The following is an 18,394-nucleotide window of genomic DNA, read 5'->3' on the forward strand; positions in this document are numbered from 1 at the left end:
GCCGATGCGGCTCATCGGGTCCTCCACAGGTGCGATGCAATGAGTGGGTCGATCGAGACCGGTGATCTGATCGGTATTGAACACCGTGTAGGTCTTGAGGAATGGAATATCCCGTTCGATCTCCGCGCCTGTTTCCGTCGTCTCGGCACGGATGAAAGAACTGGCGAAGACAACGGTGGTGCCGGTTTCGCCCTTGCGGACGGCAGCGCCGAGTTCTTTTGCCTGGCGAAAGGTCATCCAGGTCGATGACGCAAAGCCGCGGGCGATGGCTTCCGTCCAGAGGAGCAGAACATTGATCCCGGTGTAGGGTTGGCCGTTGTGGCGCAGTGGCCGGCTGACCTCGGCTGTCGCATCTTTCGTCGTCCACGGTCTGGTCCATGGCCGTACGCCCTGTTCGAGATCGGCGATGATCTTGGTGGTGATGCGGCTGTAAATGTCTGATCGTTGATTGGATTGCTGCGTGCTCATGTCTGAACCTCCGTTTGGAGGTCGCGGCCATCGCGACCTGCTACGGCGGTCTGAAAGCCAGGCAACAAGCGCTGCCTGCACCCGCAGGGCCGCAACGAAGTGGAGGACGGCAAAGCCGTTGCTGGCGGCGCGAGCCTGGCAGGACCAAAAGCCGGGGCAGGACGCGATGGCAGCACCACTATCGTGAGTCCGTGACGGAGGCAGAGTGGCAAATCCAAGCGGCATCATGTCGCTCGCATCGCACATGAACCCCGATCGGGGATCGTTTACCTGCTCGGCCCTCTCACCCGATCGATCGCGGCAGAGAACGGCCGTGACTGCATGACCTGTATCCCGCATGTCCACACTACGGCCGAGCCGACACGGCCATTTGCACCGATCACGATGGACATCGCAGTTCTCCCGATAAGGCTGAACCCGAATTCCGCCTCACTTGGATTCGCAATCGAGACTGATCAATTACGGCCTGGGGCGAAGGACAGAAGCTTAGCCCAGCCACATCGATCGCCGAAATCGAATTCGGGGTTGGACGGACACGGCAATTTCCGCCACGCATCCCGCAAGGGCTGCGCGCTGCAGTATTTGAGCTGAATTGGGCGGGCCAGCGGCAGCTGAACGCAGTTCTAATTTTTTTGCGCCCGTACCCTTGAAATCGAAATTTCCGGAAACCAAATCGTTTGCCGCCAGCCGCTGACAACAGGGCTGGCATTGCTGGGAGCGCAAAACTTTCGGCGCTTCCGTACCCATGTTGCTTCAAGGAGGATATGGCTATGGCAACATCTTATGACTATGCACCACTGTTCCGCTCAAGCGTCGGTTTCGACCGGGTCTTCAATCTGCTGGAAAACGCCCAGCGCGCCCGCTCTATCAGTGATTGGCCGCCCTACGACATCGTCAAGACCGGCGATGACAGCTACCGGATCTCGATTGCGGTCGCCGGTTTCGCCCAGAACGAGCTCGATATCACCTTTCAGTCCAACCTGCTGACAGTGACCGGCAAGAGGCAGGAAGCTCCTACGGACGGCTACCTGCACCGCGGCATTGCCGCCCGGCCCTTCGAGCACCGGTTCGAGCTTGCCGATCATGTTCGGGTCGACGGCGCCGATTTGAGCAACGGCCTCCTCTCGATCGATCTGGTTCGGGAGATTCCGGAGGCCCTGAAGCCGCGGAAGATCTCTATCCAGAGCGCGCCGGCACTGAGTTCCGAAACGACGCCACAGATCGAAGCGCAAAAAGCGGCTTAATCCACACTGTCCACTGAAAGAGGGCGCCGTTGCGACGGCGCCCACCAACATCCGGGTCGGGAAGGAGAGAACGATGAAACCCGATATGTTCAGAGAACCTATATCCATTCTTGTCGGTCTTGGTTTTCCGGCAGAAGTGCGTTCAGTGATGGACGCCTACCGACATCTTATCGAATGGCCGGTGTCACAGAGAGACACCGCCCATTCAGTTGCGCTGAAGGCCTGCAGCGCTGCGCTGCGCGGTGAAATAGAAGCGGAAACCGCGCGCGGCCTATTCGCCGCCTTTGCCGAAAAACACGATCTGCTGGCACCTGATATCGACGCCATCGCACCATCCCGTCTGCGGCGCGACGGCGACCCTCACGCGTGCTGAGGTGGACTGATGATGAACGCCGTGGTGCAGGAGATCGTCAATAATGCTGTCGCGATGGGACCTTCCGTCCTGATGCCGGAAGGGCTGCAGTTTCGGCGGCCAATCGATGTGGTGAACGCGCCTGCCATTTCCGTCGATGACAAGCGGGCAATCCTTGCGGCATGGGCGTCGGACTTTTACGCACTGGACTCCCGACCGGTGCTGCGTCATGTTCCAGGCACGCCCGAGCCGGTTTCGATCGATGACCTCCAGTCTGCGCTCAAGGAACTCGACCGGCGCTACGATATCTGATTGGGTCTCACCTACACGGTCTGTTATCGACTTGGCGTGCCAACGTTGCTGCGGTTCCGGCGCGGGAATGAAAGTCTGAAAAACATTCTTTCGGGTGGTCGTCCATACGGTTGGCCTTATCGCAGGAAATCCGAGAGAGCTTCCGCCAGAGCGGTCGGGTTTTCTTCTGCGACGTGGTGGCCGCTGTTAATCCCGAAGCCCGTCACTTCGTCGGCCCAGCCACGCCAGATCGCAACCGGATCCCCGTAGATCTTCTCCAGATCATCCTTTGTCGACCACAAGCACAACATGGGACAGGTGACGCGTTTGCCTGCGGCTCGATCCGCACGGTCGTGTTCGTGGTCGATCCGAATTCCGGCGCGGTAGTCTTCGACCATGCCGTGGACGGCGCCAGGATTGTGAATGATGTCGAGAAGGTCGTTATAGGACTCGGCGCCCATCAGGTCGGGGTCAAGGTTGGAATACCACGCGACTGGGTCGGCCAGAATGGCCCTCTCCGGCTTCTCGGGTTCGGCAAAGAAGAACCAATGATACCAATCCCTGGCGAATTTCCAGTCGGCTCGTTCGAGATGCTCGAGCACCGGCAGGCCGTCTACCGTGACAAGGCGACGGACGACGCCCTGGTGGTCCATCGCCATCCGGAAGGCTGTGAGCGCCCCACGATCATGCCCGACGACATCGAAGCTTCGGTGGCCCAATGTGGTCATCATCTCGACAAGGACTGCCGCCTTGGCCCGTTTCGAGGAGTGCGTGCTATCGGCCGCGTAAGGGGGAACATAAGAGCGACCAAAACCTGGCAAATCGGGGCAGACGACGGTGAACCGGTCGGCGAGCAGGTCTGCCACTCCTCCCCACGTCATATGGGTTCGCGGATGGCCATGAAGCAGTAGGACCGGCTGCCCCGAGCCGCCATGCCGGACCCGGAGGTTTCCGGAGCTAGTCTCAATTTCGGTAAGTTCGAATCCATCGAACATGACGCTAGCTCTCGGACGCCAGAGGGCCCGGCTTGAAGTCGCCAGGAGCATCGGCATGGGACAGACTCGCGCCGGACGTGATCGAAGAACTCTCTTCGTCCCAGTCGTCCTTCGATGGAGCGACGCCGGTGCCATGGTCGGCCAACCAGGTCTGCGGCCGGTCGCCGGTCTTTCCCTTCACTTTCGCTTCGGGACAATTGCAGTCGCGATGGCCGTCTGGTCGGGCGTCCGCCTTTGAATGGTCTTTGGCCATTAATGGCTCCACAATTTTCGATCGTCGACTTCGATCATTCGTCAACTGGAGCACGGCGCCGTCGAGGCAAGGTAGAAGCTGGCTCTCACAGATCGTCGGCTAGACCTTTTCCTTTATGGCCTAGAGAAAGAGCCTCCATAAGGAGACGCCGAATTGCAAACGCCGCGGACTGGAAGCTCCGAGTGTTAAGGGCGAAACCAGCGCAGACTGAGGCAAGTAACGAGGAGGCATGAAGGGCTTTGGAGCTCGCACTCTGAACATACTGCCTGAGACACTAGGGCGCCGGTCGCTGGTGTTCCTCCATGGCGACGCCGGCGAATTAGCCCCACCCGGCCAGCCTGATGCGTCCAGCCGGGTGGGACCTAGAACGCTATTTGCCCATCATCTGCTTCGCGTTTTCGGGCGTGATGGCTGTGGTATCGACTGTTACCGTTGGTTCAACAGACGATGCGCAGTCGAGCAATATCGACTTTGCCATGTCGATCGCCTCTTTTGCTCCTGTAGGATATGTAAAGGTCGCGGACCAATCGCCCTTTGCGACCGCTTCAATTCCCCCCGCAGGCCCAGGCAAGCCATCGGTTCCGATGATCTTCACGCTTTTACCGGCACCTTTGGCTGCAAGCAGAGCACCGGCCGCCATCATGTCATTGCTGGCATAGACCATCTTGATGTCCGGATGAGCCTGCAGCATGGCCGCGAACGCCGTTTGCGCTTTATCCGGTAGCCAGTCGGCCGCCTGTTCTGCCACGATCTGGATTTTCGAATTGGCCTTCACGCCATCTTTGAAGCCATTGAGCCGCTCGACTGCCGGTGTGGAACTCGGCAAGCCCTCCAGCACGGCGGCCTCGCCGCCATCTGGAAGAAGCGTCTTGCTCGTATATTCGCCCGCTGCCAGCGCAATCTTATAGTTATCGCCTCCGATGAAAGCTGTGTAGTCCTTGCCCGCTTCACCGTTCGTCTTGCGATCGAGTTCGATGACTGGGATTCCCGCGTCCATTGCCCGCTTGACAGCGGGTGTAAGCGGAGCCGCCTCGAAAGGCGAGATCAACAGAAGGTCGACCTTTTGAGTGATGAAGTTGTCGACCTGCGACGTCTGCGTGTTGACGTTGCCTGCCCCGTCGGCAATCTGCAACGTAAACTGGGGGACTGCCTTGGCAGCTGCTTCCAGTTCATCGTTGACGTGCTGGCGGTAGGGTTCGGCATTGTTTGCCTGCGAGAAGCCGATGACGAATTCGCCGTCTTTGGCGCAAGCCTTCACAAGCGGGTCGGCAGCCTGGGCCACGCCAGCGATGCAAAGGCACGAGCCGGCAAGGAGTGCGATGCGTCCGGCATTCGAAAGTCGAAGTGCATTCTGTGTCATTACTTTCTCCTCCACATTGGTCCCGGATCCACCTTCCGGGAGATGCCGCCACACTACCTGCCCAATCCTTCGCGGCGACGAACGAGGGATTGAAGGACTGCCGCCAGAACGATGATTGCCGCTGTGGCAAGCAACTGCATGGCTGGCGTGATGTTGTTGAGCTGAAGAATATTGGCTAAGGCGCCAAGCATGATCGTACCGGCGATCGTTCCGACCATAGAGCCCGACCCGCCAAACAGGCTGGTCCCTCCAATGACGACAGCCGCGATCGCCGTCAATTCATATCCGGTCCCATCATTGGCACTTCCGAAATTGAATTGCCCGGCATGGACGATGCCGGCCAGCGCGGATGCAAAGCCGGTAATGGCGTAAACGGCAATCTTGATTGCCGAGACCGGAACACCCGAGATGCGAGCGGCGCGCTCGTTGCCGCCGACGGCATAGACGTAACGGCCGAACCTCGTCGTGTTCAACGCCAGCGTTGCGATGCAGGCAAAGATCAAGAAGACGATCGTGGCCACGGGAACGACGTTGCCGAACAATCGACCGCCGAGGACCGCAAAGATGGGGGGAGCCAGCCCAGGGCCATCGCCATAGGAGATATTGATGTACTGATTGCCCGAGACAACGAGCGCCAGCCCGCGCGCTGCCTGCAAACCGGCAAGAGTAACGATAAATGCCTCAAGCCGAAACTTGCTTGAGATCGCTCCCTGGACCAGGCCGAAACAGGTGCCCATCAACAGCACTGCCAGCACCGTTGTAATCAGTCCAAACCCGCCCGAGACCATCAATGTTGCTGTGACGACGCTCGCAAGACCAAGGGTCGCCCCAACCGAGAGATCGATCCCGGCGGTTATGATCACGAAGGTCATCCCGATTGCGATGATGCCGGTCTCGGACACCGCGCGAACGATGTTGGCGATATTATCGGGTTGAATGAACAGGATGACCCCATGGCGACGCGGCGAGAAGATGATGCCGCCGGCAAAAACCAGCACGAGGCCGATCAGACTTTGGAAGCGGACGATGACCGCAAGCGGATCAATGCGCTTTGCGGGTTGAATTGGAGAACTCGACGTAATTTGCTGTTCGGACATCATCCCTCCCTCCCGTTGGCGGCTGCCAGAACGTCGTGTTCGCTGACCCCGCCGGAAAATTCGGCAACGCTGCAGCCGTTGCGTAGGACCACTATTCGATCGCATAGGCCAATCAGCTCAGGCATTTCGCTTGAAGCGACAAGGATGCCCAATCCATCCGAGGCAAATTTGCGCAGGCGAGCGTAAATCTCCCCCTTCGCTCCGACATCCACACCGCGGGTCGGCTCGTCGAGAAGCAACAAGCTCGGATTGCCCAGCACTTCCTTGGCAAGCACCACTTTCTGCTGGTTGCCGCCAGACAGAGCACCCACCGCGATCTCCGGATTCTTAGGACGGATGTCGAAATTACCGAACGAGCTCTTGATCGCGTCATCCTGTCGACGTGCAGACAACAAGCCGTTTGGGGAAATCCGGCGAATGACCGACATAACCAGATTTAGGCCGACGGACATACGCAGCATGAGTCCGGCGCCGCGCCGATCGTCGGTCACGAATGCGAGACCAGCCCTGCGCGCGGCGGCGATGGATCTAAGCCGTGCCGGTTTGCCGCCAATTGTAACCTCACCCTGCCATCTGCCCGGCACGCCAGTCCCGTAAAGAGCGCTCAGAAGTTCCGTTCGCCCTGCACCCATCACCCCGGCCAAGCCGACAATTTCACCGCGGTGAACATCCAAGTCGATCTTCAATGGCGCCTGCCACCCGGGTGACGCACGGTGCGGGCGGAATGACGCCTGCCGCATCCTCAGCAGCACGTCGCCGACCCGATCCGACCGAGGCGGGTAAAGCTCGTTCAATGGACGGCCGACGAGAAGCTGCACCAACTGGGCTTGTGGCGCGTTCGGTTCGGTAACGCCGGCGACCTTGCCGTCGCGCATGACTGTCACTCGATGGGCAATCTGCGGCACTTCCTCTAGGCGATGCGAAATATAGACGATACCGACGCCTGACGATGCGAGCCCGCGCATAATATCGAACAATCGATCGACTTCGCCGACGGTCAATGCCGCTGTCGGCTCATCCATGATCAGAGCGCGGGATGCGTAGGACAGCGCCTTGACGATGGCGACGACTTGGCGCTGGCCGATCGAAAGTTCGCCGACAAGCTGGGCGGGATCGATCGATCGGTCGATTGCCTCCAGTCTTGTGCGTGCTTCGCGCAGCATCGCCTTGCCGTCGAGCATGCCGTGTGGATGGACAAGCTCACGGCCAAGAAAGAGATTGGCCGCGACGCTCAAACTCGAAACGAGATCCAATTCCTGGAAAATCGTTGCAATTCCTGCAGCTTGTGCATCCCGGGGGCTGTGAAATCGGGCGGGTTTGCCATCGATGAAGATCTCTCCCTGATCCGGCGTGTGCACGCCGGACATCAGGTTCATCAACGTTGATTTGCCCGCACCATTCTCTCCAAGCAGAGCATGGATTTCACCAACTCTAAGATCGAAGTCCACCCCGCGCAGCGCTTGAACACCGCCGAAATGCTTGGTGACCCCCTTCGCCGAAAGAACAACCTCGTTCATGCCGCTTCTCCACACGATTCACGCACCCGCAAAACCGGCGACAGCCGAACGGTCTCGCGGGGGCGGTGCTTGTTGCCGATCCGCGCAATCAGCAAGTCCGCCGCCCTCCTTCCAATCTCATCGCAAGGCTGAGCCATCAGCGTCAGGCGCGGCTCGAAGTAATCTGCCCATTCGAAGTCATCGATTCCGAGCACCGAAATGTCCGCGGGAACGCGCAGGCCCCGTTCCCGAATGGCTCTCATCGCGCCGATCATCGCAAGATTGTTTGAGGCAAGGATGGCTGTCGGTGGCTCCCTCAGCTCCAGCAAGCGGTGCGTCGAAGCAGTGGCGTCAGCAGTGCTGCGGTTGCCGTCGCTGATGAACGCATGAGGGACCTTAATTCCCTTCTCCGTCATAGCTGCGCGGAAAGCCTTGGTGCGCTCGACGGTCGTCGCAAATCCAGGCTGGCCGAGGATGATCCCGACCCGTCGGTGATGGAGCGTGACGAGATGGTCGACCAGCATGCGAATTGCCGCCGCGTTGTCGGTTCCGACCTGATCGAAACGATCATCGGAGAGCCTGTCAACGAGCACACAGGGAACATCGCATTCGACTAGATAGTCCAGCGACTTTTTAGGGGCGCCAGAAGCGGCAAGGATAATCCCGTCGACACGACGCTGATGCAGATGCCGGACGAGCTCCAGTTCACGATCTGGATCGTCCTGGGTATCACACAGAAATACGATCAAGCCTCGCTTGGAACATTCGGCTTCAATCGCGCAGATGATGTCGCTGAAGTAAGGGTTGGAAATGGCGGAAATCACTAGGCCGACGGTGCCCGTCGACGATAATTTGAGAGAACGCGCAACCGCGTTCGGGATGTATCCGATCTCGTCCACCGCCTCCATGACGAGCTTCGCCTTCTCGGGCGACACGTAGCGCGTCTTATTGAGCACATGGGAAACCGTGGAGACCGAGACCCCCGCCGCCTTTGCAACTTCCGAAATCGTGGTCATGAGCGCGCTCCGGCGTTCGCCGTCAGCGCAACAGGAAAGCGTCTCAAATTTTCCTCCCAGGCGGAATTCCAACCTTAAAAAGGCTCTCCGAGGATCCGCGAATATAGTCACGCTAGCGCCATCGAAACGTTTGCGCAATCGTTTTTTTGCCGCTACTGTCCGCCCCGTGATCATCTCTTGGGAGGGAAATGATATGCTGAAAGGCGTCCCACCGTTCGTCACGGCCGACTTGTTGTGGGTTATGGCCTCCATGGGTCATGGCGACGAACTGGCTATCGTAGATCGAAACTTCTCGGGCTTTAGGGTGGCGACGCAAACCACGAGCGGAAAGCTTCTCATCCTGGAGGGGATCGACGCGCCGACTGCAGTTCGCGGGATCCTTAAATTGATGCCTCTAGACACATTCGGCGACACGCCGCTCATGCACATGGAGGCCGTTGACGCGCCAGGTGAGTTGCTGGAAGTGCATAGAGAGGTTATCGCCGTTTGCACTGAGGCAGAAGCGCGTTCGATCGTGAGCCAACCTGTGGAGAGGTTTGCTTATTATCCCATCGCGATGCGATCGTTTGCAATAATCCAGACTGCTGAATCGCGTCCCTATGGAAACTTCATCCTGAGGAAGGGCGTCTGAGGGCCGTCAGACCGTGAGGCGTCCTTGAGCGCGAAGGAGCAGTATCCAAATAGACGCTCGAGTGGGCGGCATGACATAATCGATGCCTATAGACCGCAAGACAGGCTGACGAGGACTTGGGGATGAGGTGTTTTATCTGCACGACATGCGGCACGCAGTTCAGCGAGAGCCTCGAACCGCCGCTGGCCTGCCTCATCTGTGAAGATGAGCGCCAATTCGTGCCGCAAGGCGGGCAAGAGTGGACGGACTTTGCGGCGCTCAGCCAGACGCACAGCGTCATCTGGAACGAGGAAGCGGAAGGCATTCACAGCTTGCAGATTGCGCCCGACTTCGGAATTGGTCAGCGCGCCTTTTTCATCGAGAGACCAGATGGCAATATTCTCTGGGATTGCCTCAGCCTCATTGACGAGGCCAGCAAAGATCGAATTGCCGCCTTGGGTGGTCTGAGCGCGATCGCAATTTCCCACCCTCATTTCTATTCGTCGATGATTGAATGGAGCGCGGCCTGCGGCGACGTGCCAATCCATATCCACGCCGATGATCTTGAATGGACGCAAAGATCCGGCCGGCCCTTACGACCGTGGGCAGGTGAGGCGCTCCAGGTGGGCAAGGCGACCATGATCCGGTGTGGCGGCCATTTCGCAGGCAGCTCTGTGCTTCATTGCCCTTGGCTGGAGAACAGACGAGGCGCTCTCTTTGTCGGAGACACGATGCAAGTCACCATGGATCGCAAATGGGTCAGCTTCATGCGCAGCTATCCGAACCTCATTCCACTGAACGGACGCGCCGTGAAAGGAATTGCTGAGGCGGTCAAGCCATATCGTTTTGAAACAATTTATGGCGCCTTCCCGGGAAGAACGATCGGAAGCGATGGAAATCGTGCGGTGGAACGGTCCATGGAAAGATATTTGACCGCCATTGAAGGCTAACATTCACGGATCACCGCATCTTGAGGCCCCACAATCGCATCAGTTCCAGTGGTGCCGAAACTGTTGCGTCGAGCACGTAGGGATCGGACCGCGCCTTGGACGTTTTCACGGATGGCCTGCGCACCGGCAGACCGTGACCGAAGGCCTTCAATGCGTAGAGGGAGATCTGACCCGAGTCCCGTGGTTTCCATTTTGCGAGCGTGCCCCAAGCTTTCACGGCGGCACTGCTGTGCCCGACGTTTGCTTGAGAAACCGCCAGCCATTGGGAGACCAACGCTTCCGCATTCTTGAAGGTCACCACCCGGTCCTCATCGCCATGCCAGATCGAGATTGGGGGCCATACCTTTTGCCCCGGGGAGACGTTGCGGACCAACTCTGCCCAGTCATCGGCAGTGAGGCTCTTGCCGGACCTCATCGCACGCAGTCCCGACATCGCGTCTCGAGCGGCGCCGAACGGCATTCCAGCAACGATCGCGGCGCCGGCGAAGAGATCAGGATAAGTGGCCACGAGCGCGGACACCATCGCTCCGCCCGCCGACAGCCCGGCGATGTAAACACGAGACTGATCGACCTTATAGCGGGTGGAGGCATGCCCGATCATCTGCCGGATCGACATCAGTTCGCCTCGATCACGCGCGACCGCACTTGGCCGAAACCAATTGAAGCACTGCTGTGTGTTGTTTGCCTTTGTCTGTTCGGGGTAAAGGAGTATGAACCCGCGTTGGCGCGCGAGAGTGGAGAACCCGCTCGCGGCGTCGAGACTTTCCGGCGTTTGCCGGCAACCGTGAAGAACGACGACGAGCGGCGGCTTCTCCGCGGTTGTTTCGGGCGCGAACAGCTTCATCTCGAGTCGACCTGGATTGCTGCCGAACCCTTTCACCTCGTTAAGGGCAGCCTTTGGGGCAGCTCGCTGTGTATTACGTGGTCTGGTTTTTATCGGGGTCTGCCGCAAGGCCTTTTCAACGATGCGTCTGTATTTCCTTTGCGCCTTGACGATCTGCGACAGCGTCTTCGGAAACCTGAACGACATTACAGTTCCTTATCTAAGCCAGCCGTTGACAAGGGACAGCGGTCATTGCCGAAGGTAAACTAGTGCAAGCCTGTCCAGTGACAACGCATGTTCCACAAGCGAGGTCGGCAGAATGGTCTTTTCGCAACTATCTGGACTCGCCGAAGTCGGTCCACCCGGCAGGTGAAGATCTCTCAAACGGCGGTCGAACCACGGTCATATCGCAAGGGAGCTGCCGCGTTCTAGGAACCAATCGGGGTTGTTGAAGCTGGAAAGCGAAGAGGAGTTGAACATGGCCTGGAGAGAGCGGCCGTTGGGGGATTGGTGAGGATGGTCACTCGGCTGGTCCGCAAACATGCGATGATCGCTGCCGATCTTTTGTTCGCGGGCACTGGGCGCGCCGGTCAAGTCGGGTGGGAGCACGGACTTAGACGGCCCAAGAGAAAGGTCTTACACGCAGTGCCGCTCGTTGCTTTGGCAAGGACTGCGGATGCTGTTCGCTCGCAAGAACCTTCTTCAGAAACGGCGCAACCTCGCAGCTATCGGCTCCGGCCGCGTGAGGAAGGCAAGAAGCCCCGCCATCTAAGCTGATCATGCCGAAAGATCAAACAACGAAGTCGAGCTCCTCAGGACCTGGAGGGTGACGCCAGGCGCTACAATGGGATCGTCCGTGCGTGCGAAAGACATCCGCCTCGAGCTTCGCGCGAGACTCCCAGCGCCGGCAGGAAGTCGCTTGCGATCGGGGCGATCGGCCTTGATCATTCTTTCAACCGCGGCTCCGAGACGGCACTCTGAGCTTTCCGCGGAAAAGGCCTCGTTTTTCGATCGGTTCGAACACGGCGTCCGGACCTTCTGGGTCTAGAATTTCGTTATCTGCGAGCCATTCCGCGAGATCTGAAATCTCCGGCGTGACATATGGGATCAACGTACGCGAGGCGGGTTGCGCGCCGGACCTCGGCCTCGTTCTGACTTCTTCAATAGCGCCGATCAGCGATCCACTCCGCTCGACGATTGCCGAGAACTCTTCCACTCCCATGCCAAGGTGCTCAGCGAGCATGTCGTTTCTCAGGTCCAGCAGCCGTTGCGCGAGGGCATCCGATCCGGACGCCTCGAACGCTACGTCGCACTCATTGTCGAACCGCATAGACCGGTTATTAAAGTTCGACGAACCGACACGCATCGCCCGGTCATCGACGATCATGAGCTTGGAGTGGACGTAGACGGGGGCGCCCTGCGCGGTTACGGGATGGTAGATGCGAAACCGATTGCGCGCGTCGTGCCGCCGCATAGATTCCCGCAACCTCGCACGGGCGGTGTCCATGGCGAGCGAACCAAGCCAGTTATCCGCCTCAACCGGATTGATCAGGACAATCTCGGGGCCATCTGGTTCCGCGAGCCTGCGCGCCATCGCCTGAGCGACGATGCGGGAAGCGAAGTATTGGCTTTCGGCATAAATGACGGCCCGCGCCGACATGATCATATCGACATAGAGCCTCTCGACCTCTGTTACACGCTGGCGACCGTCATATTCAGGACTGGTTCGCGAGATCGCGAGATCGACGGCCCCAAAGGCTATCGCGCCGTCGACCCGGGGGAATGCCTGATGCCACTCGGCAGGTTCCAGCTCCTCGCCGCCCGCGAGCTTCCACCGTTCCCGGCAAAGGTCGCCCAGCGCACGCGCGGCCGGGCCGATGCAGTAGCTGGACGCGTCGTGCCAAGGGCCATACAGAGCTCCGTTTGGCCGCTTGCGCCTCGGATCGTTGTCGAGGTGCTCGCGCGTGTCCCAACGATCCGAGGTGACGTCTATACCGCCGCAAAACGCGAGGCTGTCGTCGACGACCAGAATCTTCTGATGGTGCGAGCTGCCTACCGGGTGGTTGCCGTCCAGCCTGACTGTAATACGCGGGTGCAGTTTCCAGCGCAGTAAGTATGGAACATTAGAGAACTTGGCCCAGTTCGCTAGAAAAGCAGGGTTCCAAAGAAGTAGTCGGATTTCAAGATCTGAATTTCGCCTCGCGAGCCAGAGCAAAAAATCACCGACTGCGCGGGGCCCCTCGTCGCTGACATCAGGGTGTCCAAGAGTGACACGTGCATCGAAATCCCAGCCAACCAAGAAGATTGAGCGCTTCGCGGCCTTCATTGCCGCACGCGCTGCGGCAAAATAGCAGTCCGCATCAATCAGTAAAGCAAACTCGTCGGCACGCTCGATCCGCCAGCAATTTTCGGGCGGGTTTAGCAGCGGCTGCGGCGACATTCTTTCTCCATTACGCGAATTGGGTGTCAAGCACGGACGATAGAGGGGACCCTTAACACGCTTCCATGCTAGGTCCCGCAATTCCCCTACACTCGAGCATAACGAGGAGCCCGGGATCGCAGTTCCCGCCTGTGAAAATCTTGCGCTTGTCGGGATCGAAGCCTTGCGGCGCGTTACGGACTCGATGAGGCGATAGTAGACGAGCAGTGAAACCAGCGGCCTTGATCGCCGACCAAAAAGACGGCGCCGGCGCTTCGCAAGATCTAATACCAGATGCCGAAGCCGCGCTATCCTCAGCGAGGTGCGATTTGGCCTTTAACTTTCCGCGGCGACAAGAGGTTGATAATCTGGTCTGTGAACAAGCATCCTCCCGCCGCCACGAGCATCAATACCATGCCAGACACACTCTGAAGCGTGATCGGCTCACTCGCCAGCAGCGCACCGACGGCGACGGCTATTGCCGGTGACACAAAGGCGAAACTCCCGGCTCTCGCGGGGCCGATGTCGCGAAGCAGCTGCATATATATGCTGTATCCGATCAGCGAGCCGAAGATGACAAGAAAGAGCCATCCGGCAATTGCCTGCCAGTTCCACGTCGTTGCCAAGGCGCTTGCTGCGCCTGGCTCAACCATCAAGGAAGCGGCCAAGAGGACACTGCCGCCGATCAACGTCGTCGAACCAGAGAGAAACTTGCTGCCATAATTCGACACCAGCGTTCGCGCGAGAACTGATCCCCAAGCTGACGAGATCGCCGCCCAGGCCACAGCGGCAAGGCCGAACATAGTCGGAGAGCTTGTATTCGACGCCGTTGTCTCCGGTGTGAAGAGAACTGCCAGCCCAATGACGCCGAGCGCCAAGGCACCGAGACGCGTCCAGCTCCATCTCTCCTCGCCCATTGCAATTCCAAACGCCAGCAACGCCAGTGGCGTCAGGGACATCTCCAGAACCGCAGCCGTGCCGGATGCGACAAACTTCATACCCCAGAACAGCGGGCCATAGCAAAGAGTGATCATCAACAAGCTTGCGATCAGCAGGCGTACCATGTCCCTCCCCTGCGGAACGACGATAGCGCCTTTGGCTGCCGCAAACCCGAGTAAAATAAGGCCGGCGGCCATAAAACGCGTCGCTGCGAGCACCATCGGGGGTACAGTGGTGACGCCGACCTTTACAGCGATCCAGGTCAGCCCCCAGACAAGACATAAAACGAGAAACTTCGTTAGGTTGCGCGCAGAGGACATAAGATTTATTCTGCCTTGTAACGGTTTATCTGCACTATTACCGTTACGAACGAAGCGACATCCGACTTGTTCCGAAGGTAGCATGGCAACGTCAACATTCGATATGCCGCTGAGCGGCGGACATGCTGCGCTGGACTTCGCCAACACGGTTGACAGCCGGCGGGGGCGATGGGGTCCTGATCTCCTGCGATCGTATTGTGACATCATTATCTTGGCAGAACGGTCCGCACTGATCGATCAAGCGCAAAAGGGCGAGCTTGTTGCATTTGCCCAAGCCCATCCCAGGAAAGCCGCGGCCGCGTGGAAGGAGGCGGTGCGCCTACGCGAGGCGATCTATGCGATCTTCCTGTCGGAAGAGGCGGACCAGCCATATCCAAATGAGGCGTTCGAAATTGTTCATGACATCGCTAAGCGCGCTCGAGCGCGAGAGGTCCTAACGGAGACAGAGAATGGGTTTGGCTGGCTGCAGCCGCTCACGGACCTGACCGACGTCGTCGGCCTATTTGCCGTGGCGGCGGCCGAGTTGATCACAAGCCGCAATGAACGCCGCATGATCCGGGGATGCAAAGGTGACAATTGTGGCTGGTTATTTCTAGATACTTCGAAGGGCGGCCGGCGTCTTTGGTGTTCCGAGGCCACCTGCGGCACACAGGCGCGCGTCAAGCGTTTTCGGAAAAATCAAAGAGAGAAGTTGCCTTAACTCTTTTGGATATGGCTGGCATGCTGCGCTTGGTGCGCCAGATAAGAGACTTGTCATCATTCTCGCTCGATCATATCTGCGCTACCGCGCACATAACGGGCGGCGACGCCTGCGACGAGCTCGCAACCCAGATTATCTATTTCTATCAGCATGGCGTCAGGAACGAAGACAGCTTGGAACAGCTACTCGCGAGAGTTGCCGACAAACAAAGGCGGACGAAACGGGCGACTACGGCCGCGGCAGTTATGTGGTCAACGCATCTGGTACCGAACACTCGGTCTGGAGCGAAGCCGGTTGTGTCGTTCTCATCCAATGGGATCGGCCTGTGACAATACTGGGCGAGGAAGGAGAATGAATTCGGCGATACCAGTCGTCGATAGGCTCGCAATTGGATATCTTATTCGGAAGCCTCAATTCAAATATGGATCGCGCTTCCCAAGGCTTTCAGCGCCGCCTCCATGACCGCTTCGCTGCGGGTCGGATGGGCGTGGATGGTGCCGGCGATGTCTTCCAGGCGTGCACCCATTTCAATGGCCAGCGCAAAAGCTGCCGAGAGCTCGGAGACCCCGGCTCCGACCGCCTGCAGGCCGAGCACGAGATTGGTGTCGGCGCGGGCCACGACGCGCACGAAACCCTCTTCGGACAGCATCGTCATCGCCCGCCCGTTGGCGCTGAACGGAAACTGGCCGGTGCGGATTTCATAGCCTTGCGCCCGCGCCTCCGCTGGCGAGAGACCGGCGCTTACGATTTCGGGGTCGGTAAAGCAGATGGCGGGTATGCAGCGCTTGTCCCAGGCCCGCTTCTTGCCGGCGATGATCTCCGCCACCATCTCCCCTTGCGCCATGGCCCGATGAGCGAGCATCGGCTCACCTGTCACGTCGCCGATCGCATAGATGCCGCGCATCGATGTGCGGCATCGGTCATCGATCCTCAGATAAGGGCCGGCACGATCGAGATCGAGCTCCTCGAGACCGGTGCCTGCCGTTCTTGGGCGGCGGCCGACAGTCACGAGGATGCGGTCCGCCGGCAGGCTCTGCTGGTGGCCATCGGACGTTTCGACGATCAATGCTTCGCCATCATCGGCAAGGCCGATTGCCTTTGCACCCGTCAACACCCGGATGCCGCTCTCGGTCAGCTTGCGCATGACGGGCCGCACCAGCTCGGCATCGTAGAGGGGCAGCACCTGTGGCGTCGCCTCGACGACCGTCACCTCCGAGCCCATCTTGGCAAAGGCCGTGCCGAGCTCCAGACCGATATAGCCGCCGCCGACCACGACGAGCTTTTTCGGCAGCTCCGTCAGCGACAGCGCCTCCGTCGAAGAAATGACGCGGCCGCCGAAGGGCAGGGTTTGAAGCTCCACTGGATCGGAGCCGGTGGCAATCACCACGGTCTCGGCGCGGATGATCTGCTGGCCGGTTTCCGTCTCCACCTCCACCGTCTTGCCGTCGCGGAAGCGGGCCCGGCCGTGGACGATCTTCACCCGCGCCTTCTGTAAGAGCCCCGAGACACCGCTCGTCAGCCGGCCGACAATGCCGTCTTTCCAGGATATCGTCCTGCCGAGATCGATCGAGAGGCCTTCGACGCGGATGCCCATCGGGTTCTTGCCAACGAGCATCTTTTGCGTTGCGTCGAATTCCTCTGCCGCGTGGATCAACGCCTTGGAAGGAATGCAGCCGACCGTCAGGCAGGTGCCCCCCGGCTTGCCGGCCTCGACGATAACGGTATCGACGCCGAGCTGGCCGGCGCGGATGGCGCAGACATAACCTCCCGGGCCGGCGCCGATGACGAGGAGCTTGCAGACAATTTCTTTCATGGGTCAGCCTTCGATGAAAATGAGCGCAGGCGTTTCGAGCAGCGTACGGATTCGCTGCACGAAGGTCGCCGCATCCCAGCCGTCGATGATACGATGATCGAAGCTGGAGGAGAGGTTCATCATCTTACGCGGCACGAACTGCGCGCCATCCCAGACCGGTCGCGTGGCGATCTTGTTGACGCCGATGATCGCCACCTCGGGGTGATTGATGACCGGTGTCGAAACGATGCCGCCGAGCGCGCCGAGCGAGCTGATGGTGATGGTAGAGCCGGAAAGTTCGTCGCGCGTCGCAGTCCCCGAGCGCGCCGCGTCCGCCAGCCGGCTCATCTCGGCGCCGCAATCCCAGATGCCGCGGGCTTCCGCATGCCGCACCACCGGTACGGTCAGGCCGGCCGGCGTCTGCGTGGCGATGCCGATATGCACGGCGCTGTAACGCGTTATGATGCCGGCATCGTCGTCGAAGGTGGCGTTGACGTCAGGCTGATCGGAAATAGCCTTGACCAGCGCCCGCATCAGGAAGGGCAGAACCGTCAGCTTCGGGTGATCCGGCCTGCGGTCGTTATTCATGGTGGCGCGTAATTCCTCGAGCGCGGTCATATCCACTTCCTCCACATAGGTGATGTGGGGGATACGCGAGGTGGACAGCACCATCTTTTCGGCAATGCGGCGGCGCAAGCCTATCAGCTTGATCTCCTCGGTCGCCGTCTTCCTGGCAAAACCGTTCTTTGCCGCGGCAGGCGCGGTTCCCTGGGTCAGGAATTGGTCGATATCCTCGCGCAGGATACGCCCGGCCGGCCCGGTTCCCTGCACTTGCCTGAGATCGACGCCACTTTCCCTGGCGAAGAGCCGAACGGAGGGCGCGGCAAGCGGCTTTTCAGCCGGTGCAGCCGCAGCTGGCGTCGCCGCAAGAACCGGCGCTGGCGGAGCGGGCTTTGCAATCTCGACCTTCGGCGCTTCGGCAACCGGCGTCTGCGAGATCGCCACGGATTTGGTGTCGCCGCCATCACCTGCCGTCTCGATCCGCACCAGCGGCGCCTTGACTGCGATGCGGTCTCCGACCTCGCCGGCAAGCCAGATGACGGTGCCATTGACGGGAGATGGAATTTCCACCGTCGCCTTGTCGGTCATGACGGCGGCAATCACCATGTCCTCGCGGACCGGATCTCCTGTTTTCACGTGCCATTCGACCAGCTCGGCCTCGGCGACCCCTTCCCCGACATCCGGCATCTTGATGATGAATTCGCCCAT

The 18,394-nt window shown here is 59.5% G+C and carries 18 protein-coding genes and 1 pseudogene; 7 read left to right on the plus strand and 12 right to left on the minus strand.

The features are described 5' to 3' along the window. Window positions 1–468, minus strand: a 468-nt coding sequence (locus RLEG4DRAFT_RS47045) for an ArdC-like ssDNA-binding domain-containing protein (protein WP_003577442.1), incomplete at its 3' end; no start/stop codon positions are given. 770 nt (window positions 469–1,238) lie between these two features. On the opposite strand from RLEG4DRAFT_RS47045, the gene RLEG4DRAFT_RS13940 reads away from it, so the two are divergent. From RLEG4DRAFT_RS13940 to RLEG4DRAFT_RS13950, 3 genes are all read left to right on the plus strand, one after another. Beyond that, window positions 1,239–1,712 (plus strand): Hsp20 family protein, encoded by a 474-nt coding sequence (locus RLEG4DRAFT_RS13940; RefSeq protein ID WP_003577443.1) that lies wholly within the window; start codon window positions 1,239–1,241, stop codon window positions 1,710–1,712. Window positions 1,713–1,785: 73 nt separating this feature from the next. After that, window positions 1,786–2,085, plus strand: a complete 300-nt coding sequence (locus tag RLEG4DRAFT_RS13945; RefSeq protein WP_003577444.1) for a DUF982 domain-containing protein — start codon at window positions 1,786–1,788, stop codon at window positions 2,083–2,085. A gap of 9 nt (window positions 2,086–2,094) precedes the next feature. Next, complete coding sequence (locus RLEG4DRAFT_RS13950) at window positions 2,095–2,376, plus strand: hypothetical protein (RefSeq protein WP_003577445.1); 282 nt, start codon at window positions 2,095–2,097, stop codon at window positions 2,374–2,376. Window positions 2,377–2,492: 116 nt separating this feature from the next. Here the strand turns inward: RLEG4DRAFT_RS13950 and RLEG4DRAFT_RS13955 are convergent, their stop codons facing one another. The 6 genes from RLEG4DRAFT_RS13955 to RLEG4DRAFT_RS13980 form a co-directional block, all read right to left on the minus strand. After that, on the minus strand, window positions 2,493–3,350 hold the full coding sequence (locus RLEG4DRAFT_RS13955; RefSeq protein ID WP_003577447.1) for an alpha/beta fold hydrolase: 858 nt from the start codon (window positions 3,348–3,350) through the stop codon (window positions 2,493–2,495). A 4-nt stretch (window positions 3,351–3,354) separates the two neighbouring features. After that, window positions 3,355–3,603, minus strand: a complete 249-nt coding sequence (locus tag RLEG4DRAFT_RS13960) for a hypothetical protein (protein ID WP_003577449.1) — start codon at window positions 3,601–3,603, stop codon at window positions 3,355–3,357. A 370-nt stretch (window positions 3,604–3,973) separates the two neighbouring features. Continuing rightward, complete coding sequence (locus RLEG4DRAFT_RS13965; RefSeq protein WP_003577451.1) at window positions 3,974–4,963, minus strand: substrate-binding domain-containing protein; 990 nt, start codon at window positions 4,961–4,963, stop codon at window positions 3,974–3,976. A gap of 53 nt (window positions 4,964–5,016) precedes the next feature. Continuing rightward, window positions 5,017–6,060, minus strand: coding sequence for an ABC transporter permease subunit (locus tag RLEG4DRAFT_RS13970; protein WP_051040900.1), 1,044 nt, complete (start codon window positions 6,058–6,060; stop codon window positions 5,017–5,019). After that, complete coding sequence (locus RLEG4DRAFT_RS13975; RefSeq protein WP_003577455.1) at window positions 6,060–7,577, minus strand: sugar ABC transporter ATP-binding protein; 1,518 nt, start codon at window positions 7,575–7,577, stop codon at window positions 6,060–6,062. The genes RLEG4DRAFT_RS13970 and RLEG4DRAFT_RS13975 overlap by 1 nt, the downstream gene beginning before the upstream one ends. Beyond that, window positions 7,574–8,572, minus strand: coding sequence for a LacI family DNA-binding transcriptional regulator (locus tag RLEG4DRAFT_RS13980; protein ID WP_003577457.1), 999 nt, complete (start codon window positions 8,570–8,572; stop codon window positions 7,574–7,576). Before RLEG4DRAFT_RS13980 ends, RLEG4DRAFT_RS13975 begins: the two co-directional genes overlap by 4 nt. 193 nt (window positions 8,573–8,765) lie before the next feature. Here RLEG4DRAFT_RS13980 and RLEG4DRAFT_RS13985 point away from each other — a divergent pair, with 193 nt between their 5' ends. Both RLEG4DRAFT_RS13985 and RLEG4DRAFT_RS13990 read left to right on the plus strand, forming a co-directional pair. Further along, window positions 8,766–9,203, plus strand: coding sequence for an RbsD/FucU family protein (locus RLEG4DRAFT_RS13985; RefSeq protein ID WP_003577459.1), 438 nt, complete (start codon window positions 8,766–8,768; stop codon window positions 9,201–9,203). A 122-nt stretch (window positions 9,204–9,325) separates the two neighbouring features. Next, window positions 9,326–10,132 (plus strand): hypothetical protein, encoded by an 807-nt coding sequence (locus tag RLEG4DRAFT_RS13990; RefSeq protein ID WP_003577461.1) that lies wholly within the window; start codon window positions 9,326–9,328, stop codon window positions 10,130–10,132. Window positions 10,133–10,142: 10 nt separating this feature from the next. On the opposite strand, the gene RLEG4DRAFT_RS13995 is transcribed toward RLEG4DRAFT_RS13990, so the two are convergent. The 3 genes from RLEG4DRAFT_RS13995 to RLEG4DRAFT_RS14005 all read right to left on the minus strand — a co-directional run bounded on the left by RLEG4DRAFT_RS13995 (window position 10,143) and on the right by RLEG4DRAFT_RS14005 (window position 14,633). After that, on the minus strand, window positions 10,143–11,162 hold the full coding sequence (locus RLEG4DRAFT_RS13995) for an extracellular catalytic domain type 1 short-chain-length polyhydroxyalkanoate depolymerase (RefSeq protein ID WP_003577463.1): 1,020 nt from the start codon (window positions 11,160–11,162) through the stop codon (window positions 10,143–10,145). Window positions 11,163–11,907: 745 nt separating this feature from the next. After that, window positions 11,908–13,395, minus strand: a complete 1,488-nt coding sequence (locus RLEG4DRAFT_RS14000; RefSeq protein ID WP_003577465.1) for a phospholipase D-like domain-containing protein — start codon at window positions 13,393–13,395, stop codon at window positions 11,908–11,910. A gap of 293 nt (window positions 13,396–13,688) precedes the next feature. Next, the gene (locus tag RLEG4DRAFT_RS14005; RefSeq protein ID WP_003577467.1) at window positions 13,689–14,633 is read right to left on the minus strand and encodes a DMT family transporter; all 945 of its coding nucleotides are present in this window, start codon (window positions 14,631–14,633) and stop codon (window positions 13,689–13,691) included. 82 nt (window positions 14,634–14,715) lie between these two features. Here RLEG4DRAFT_RS14005 and RLEG4DRAFT_RS14010 point away from each other — a divergent pair, with 82 nt between their 5' ends. Continuing rightward, window positions 14,716–15,333 carry a CGNR zinc finger domain-containing protein gene (locus RLEG4DRAFT_RS14010; protein WP_003577469.1) on the plus strand — a complete coding sequence of 206 codons (618 nt, stop codon included), beginning with the start codon at window positions 14,716–14,718 and terminating at the stop codon, window positions 15,331–15,333. Window positions 15,334–15,541: 208 nt separating this feature from the next. Next, a pseudogene (locus tag RLEG4DRAFT_RS40135) lies at window positions 15,542–15,688 on the plus strand (cupin domain-containing protein); the annotation flags it as partial. Window positions 15,689–15,748: 60 nt separating this feature from the next. Here the strand turns inward: RLEG4DRAFT_RS40135 and lpdA are convergent. Both lpdA and RLEG4DRAFT_RS14025 read right to left on the minus strand, forming a co-directional pair. After that, window positions 15,749–17,146 (minus strand): dihydrolipoyl dehydrogenase, encoded by a 1,398-nt coding sequence (gene lpdA / locus RLEG4DRAFT_RS14020; RefSeq protein WP_003577471.1) that lies wholly within the window; start codon window positions 17,144–17,146, stop codon window positions 15,749–15,751. Window positions 17,147–17,149: 3 nt separating this feature from the next. Next, on the minus strand, window positions 17,150–18,394 hold the full coding sequence (locus RLEG4DRAFT_RS14025) for a dihydrolipoamide acetyltransferase family protein (protein WP_003577473.1): 1,245 nt from the start codon (window positions 18,392–18,394) through the stop codon (window positions 17,150–17,152).

This window comes from Rhizobium leguminosarum bv. trifolii WSM2297 (assembly GCF_000271845.1).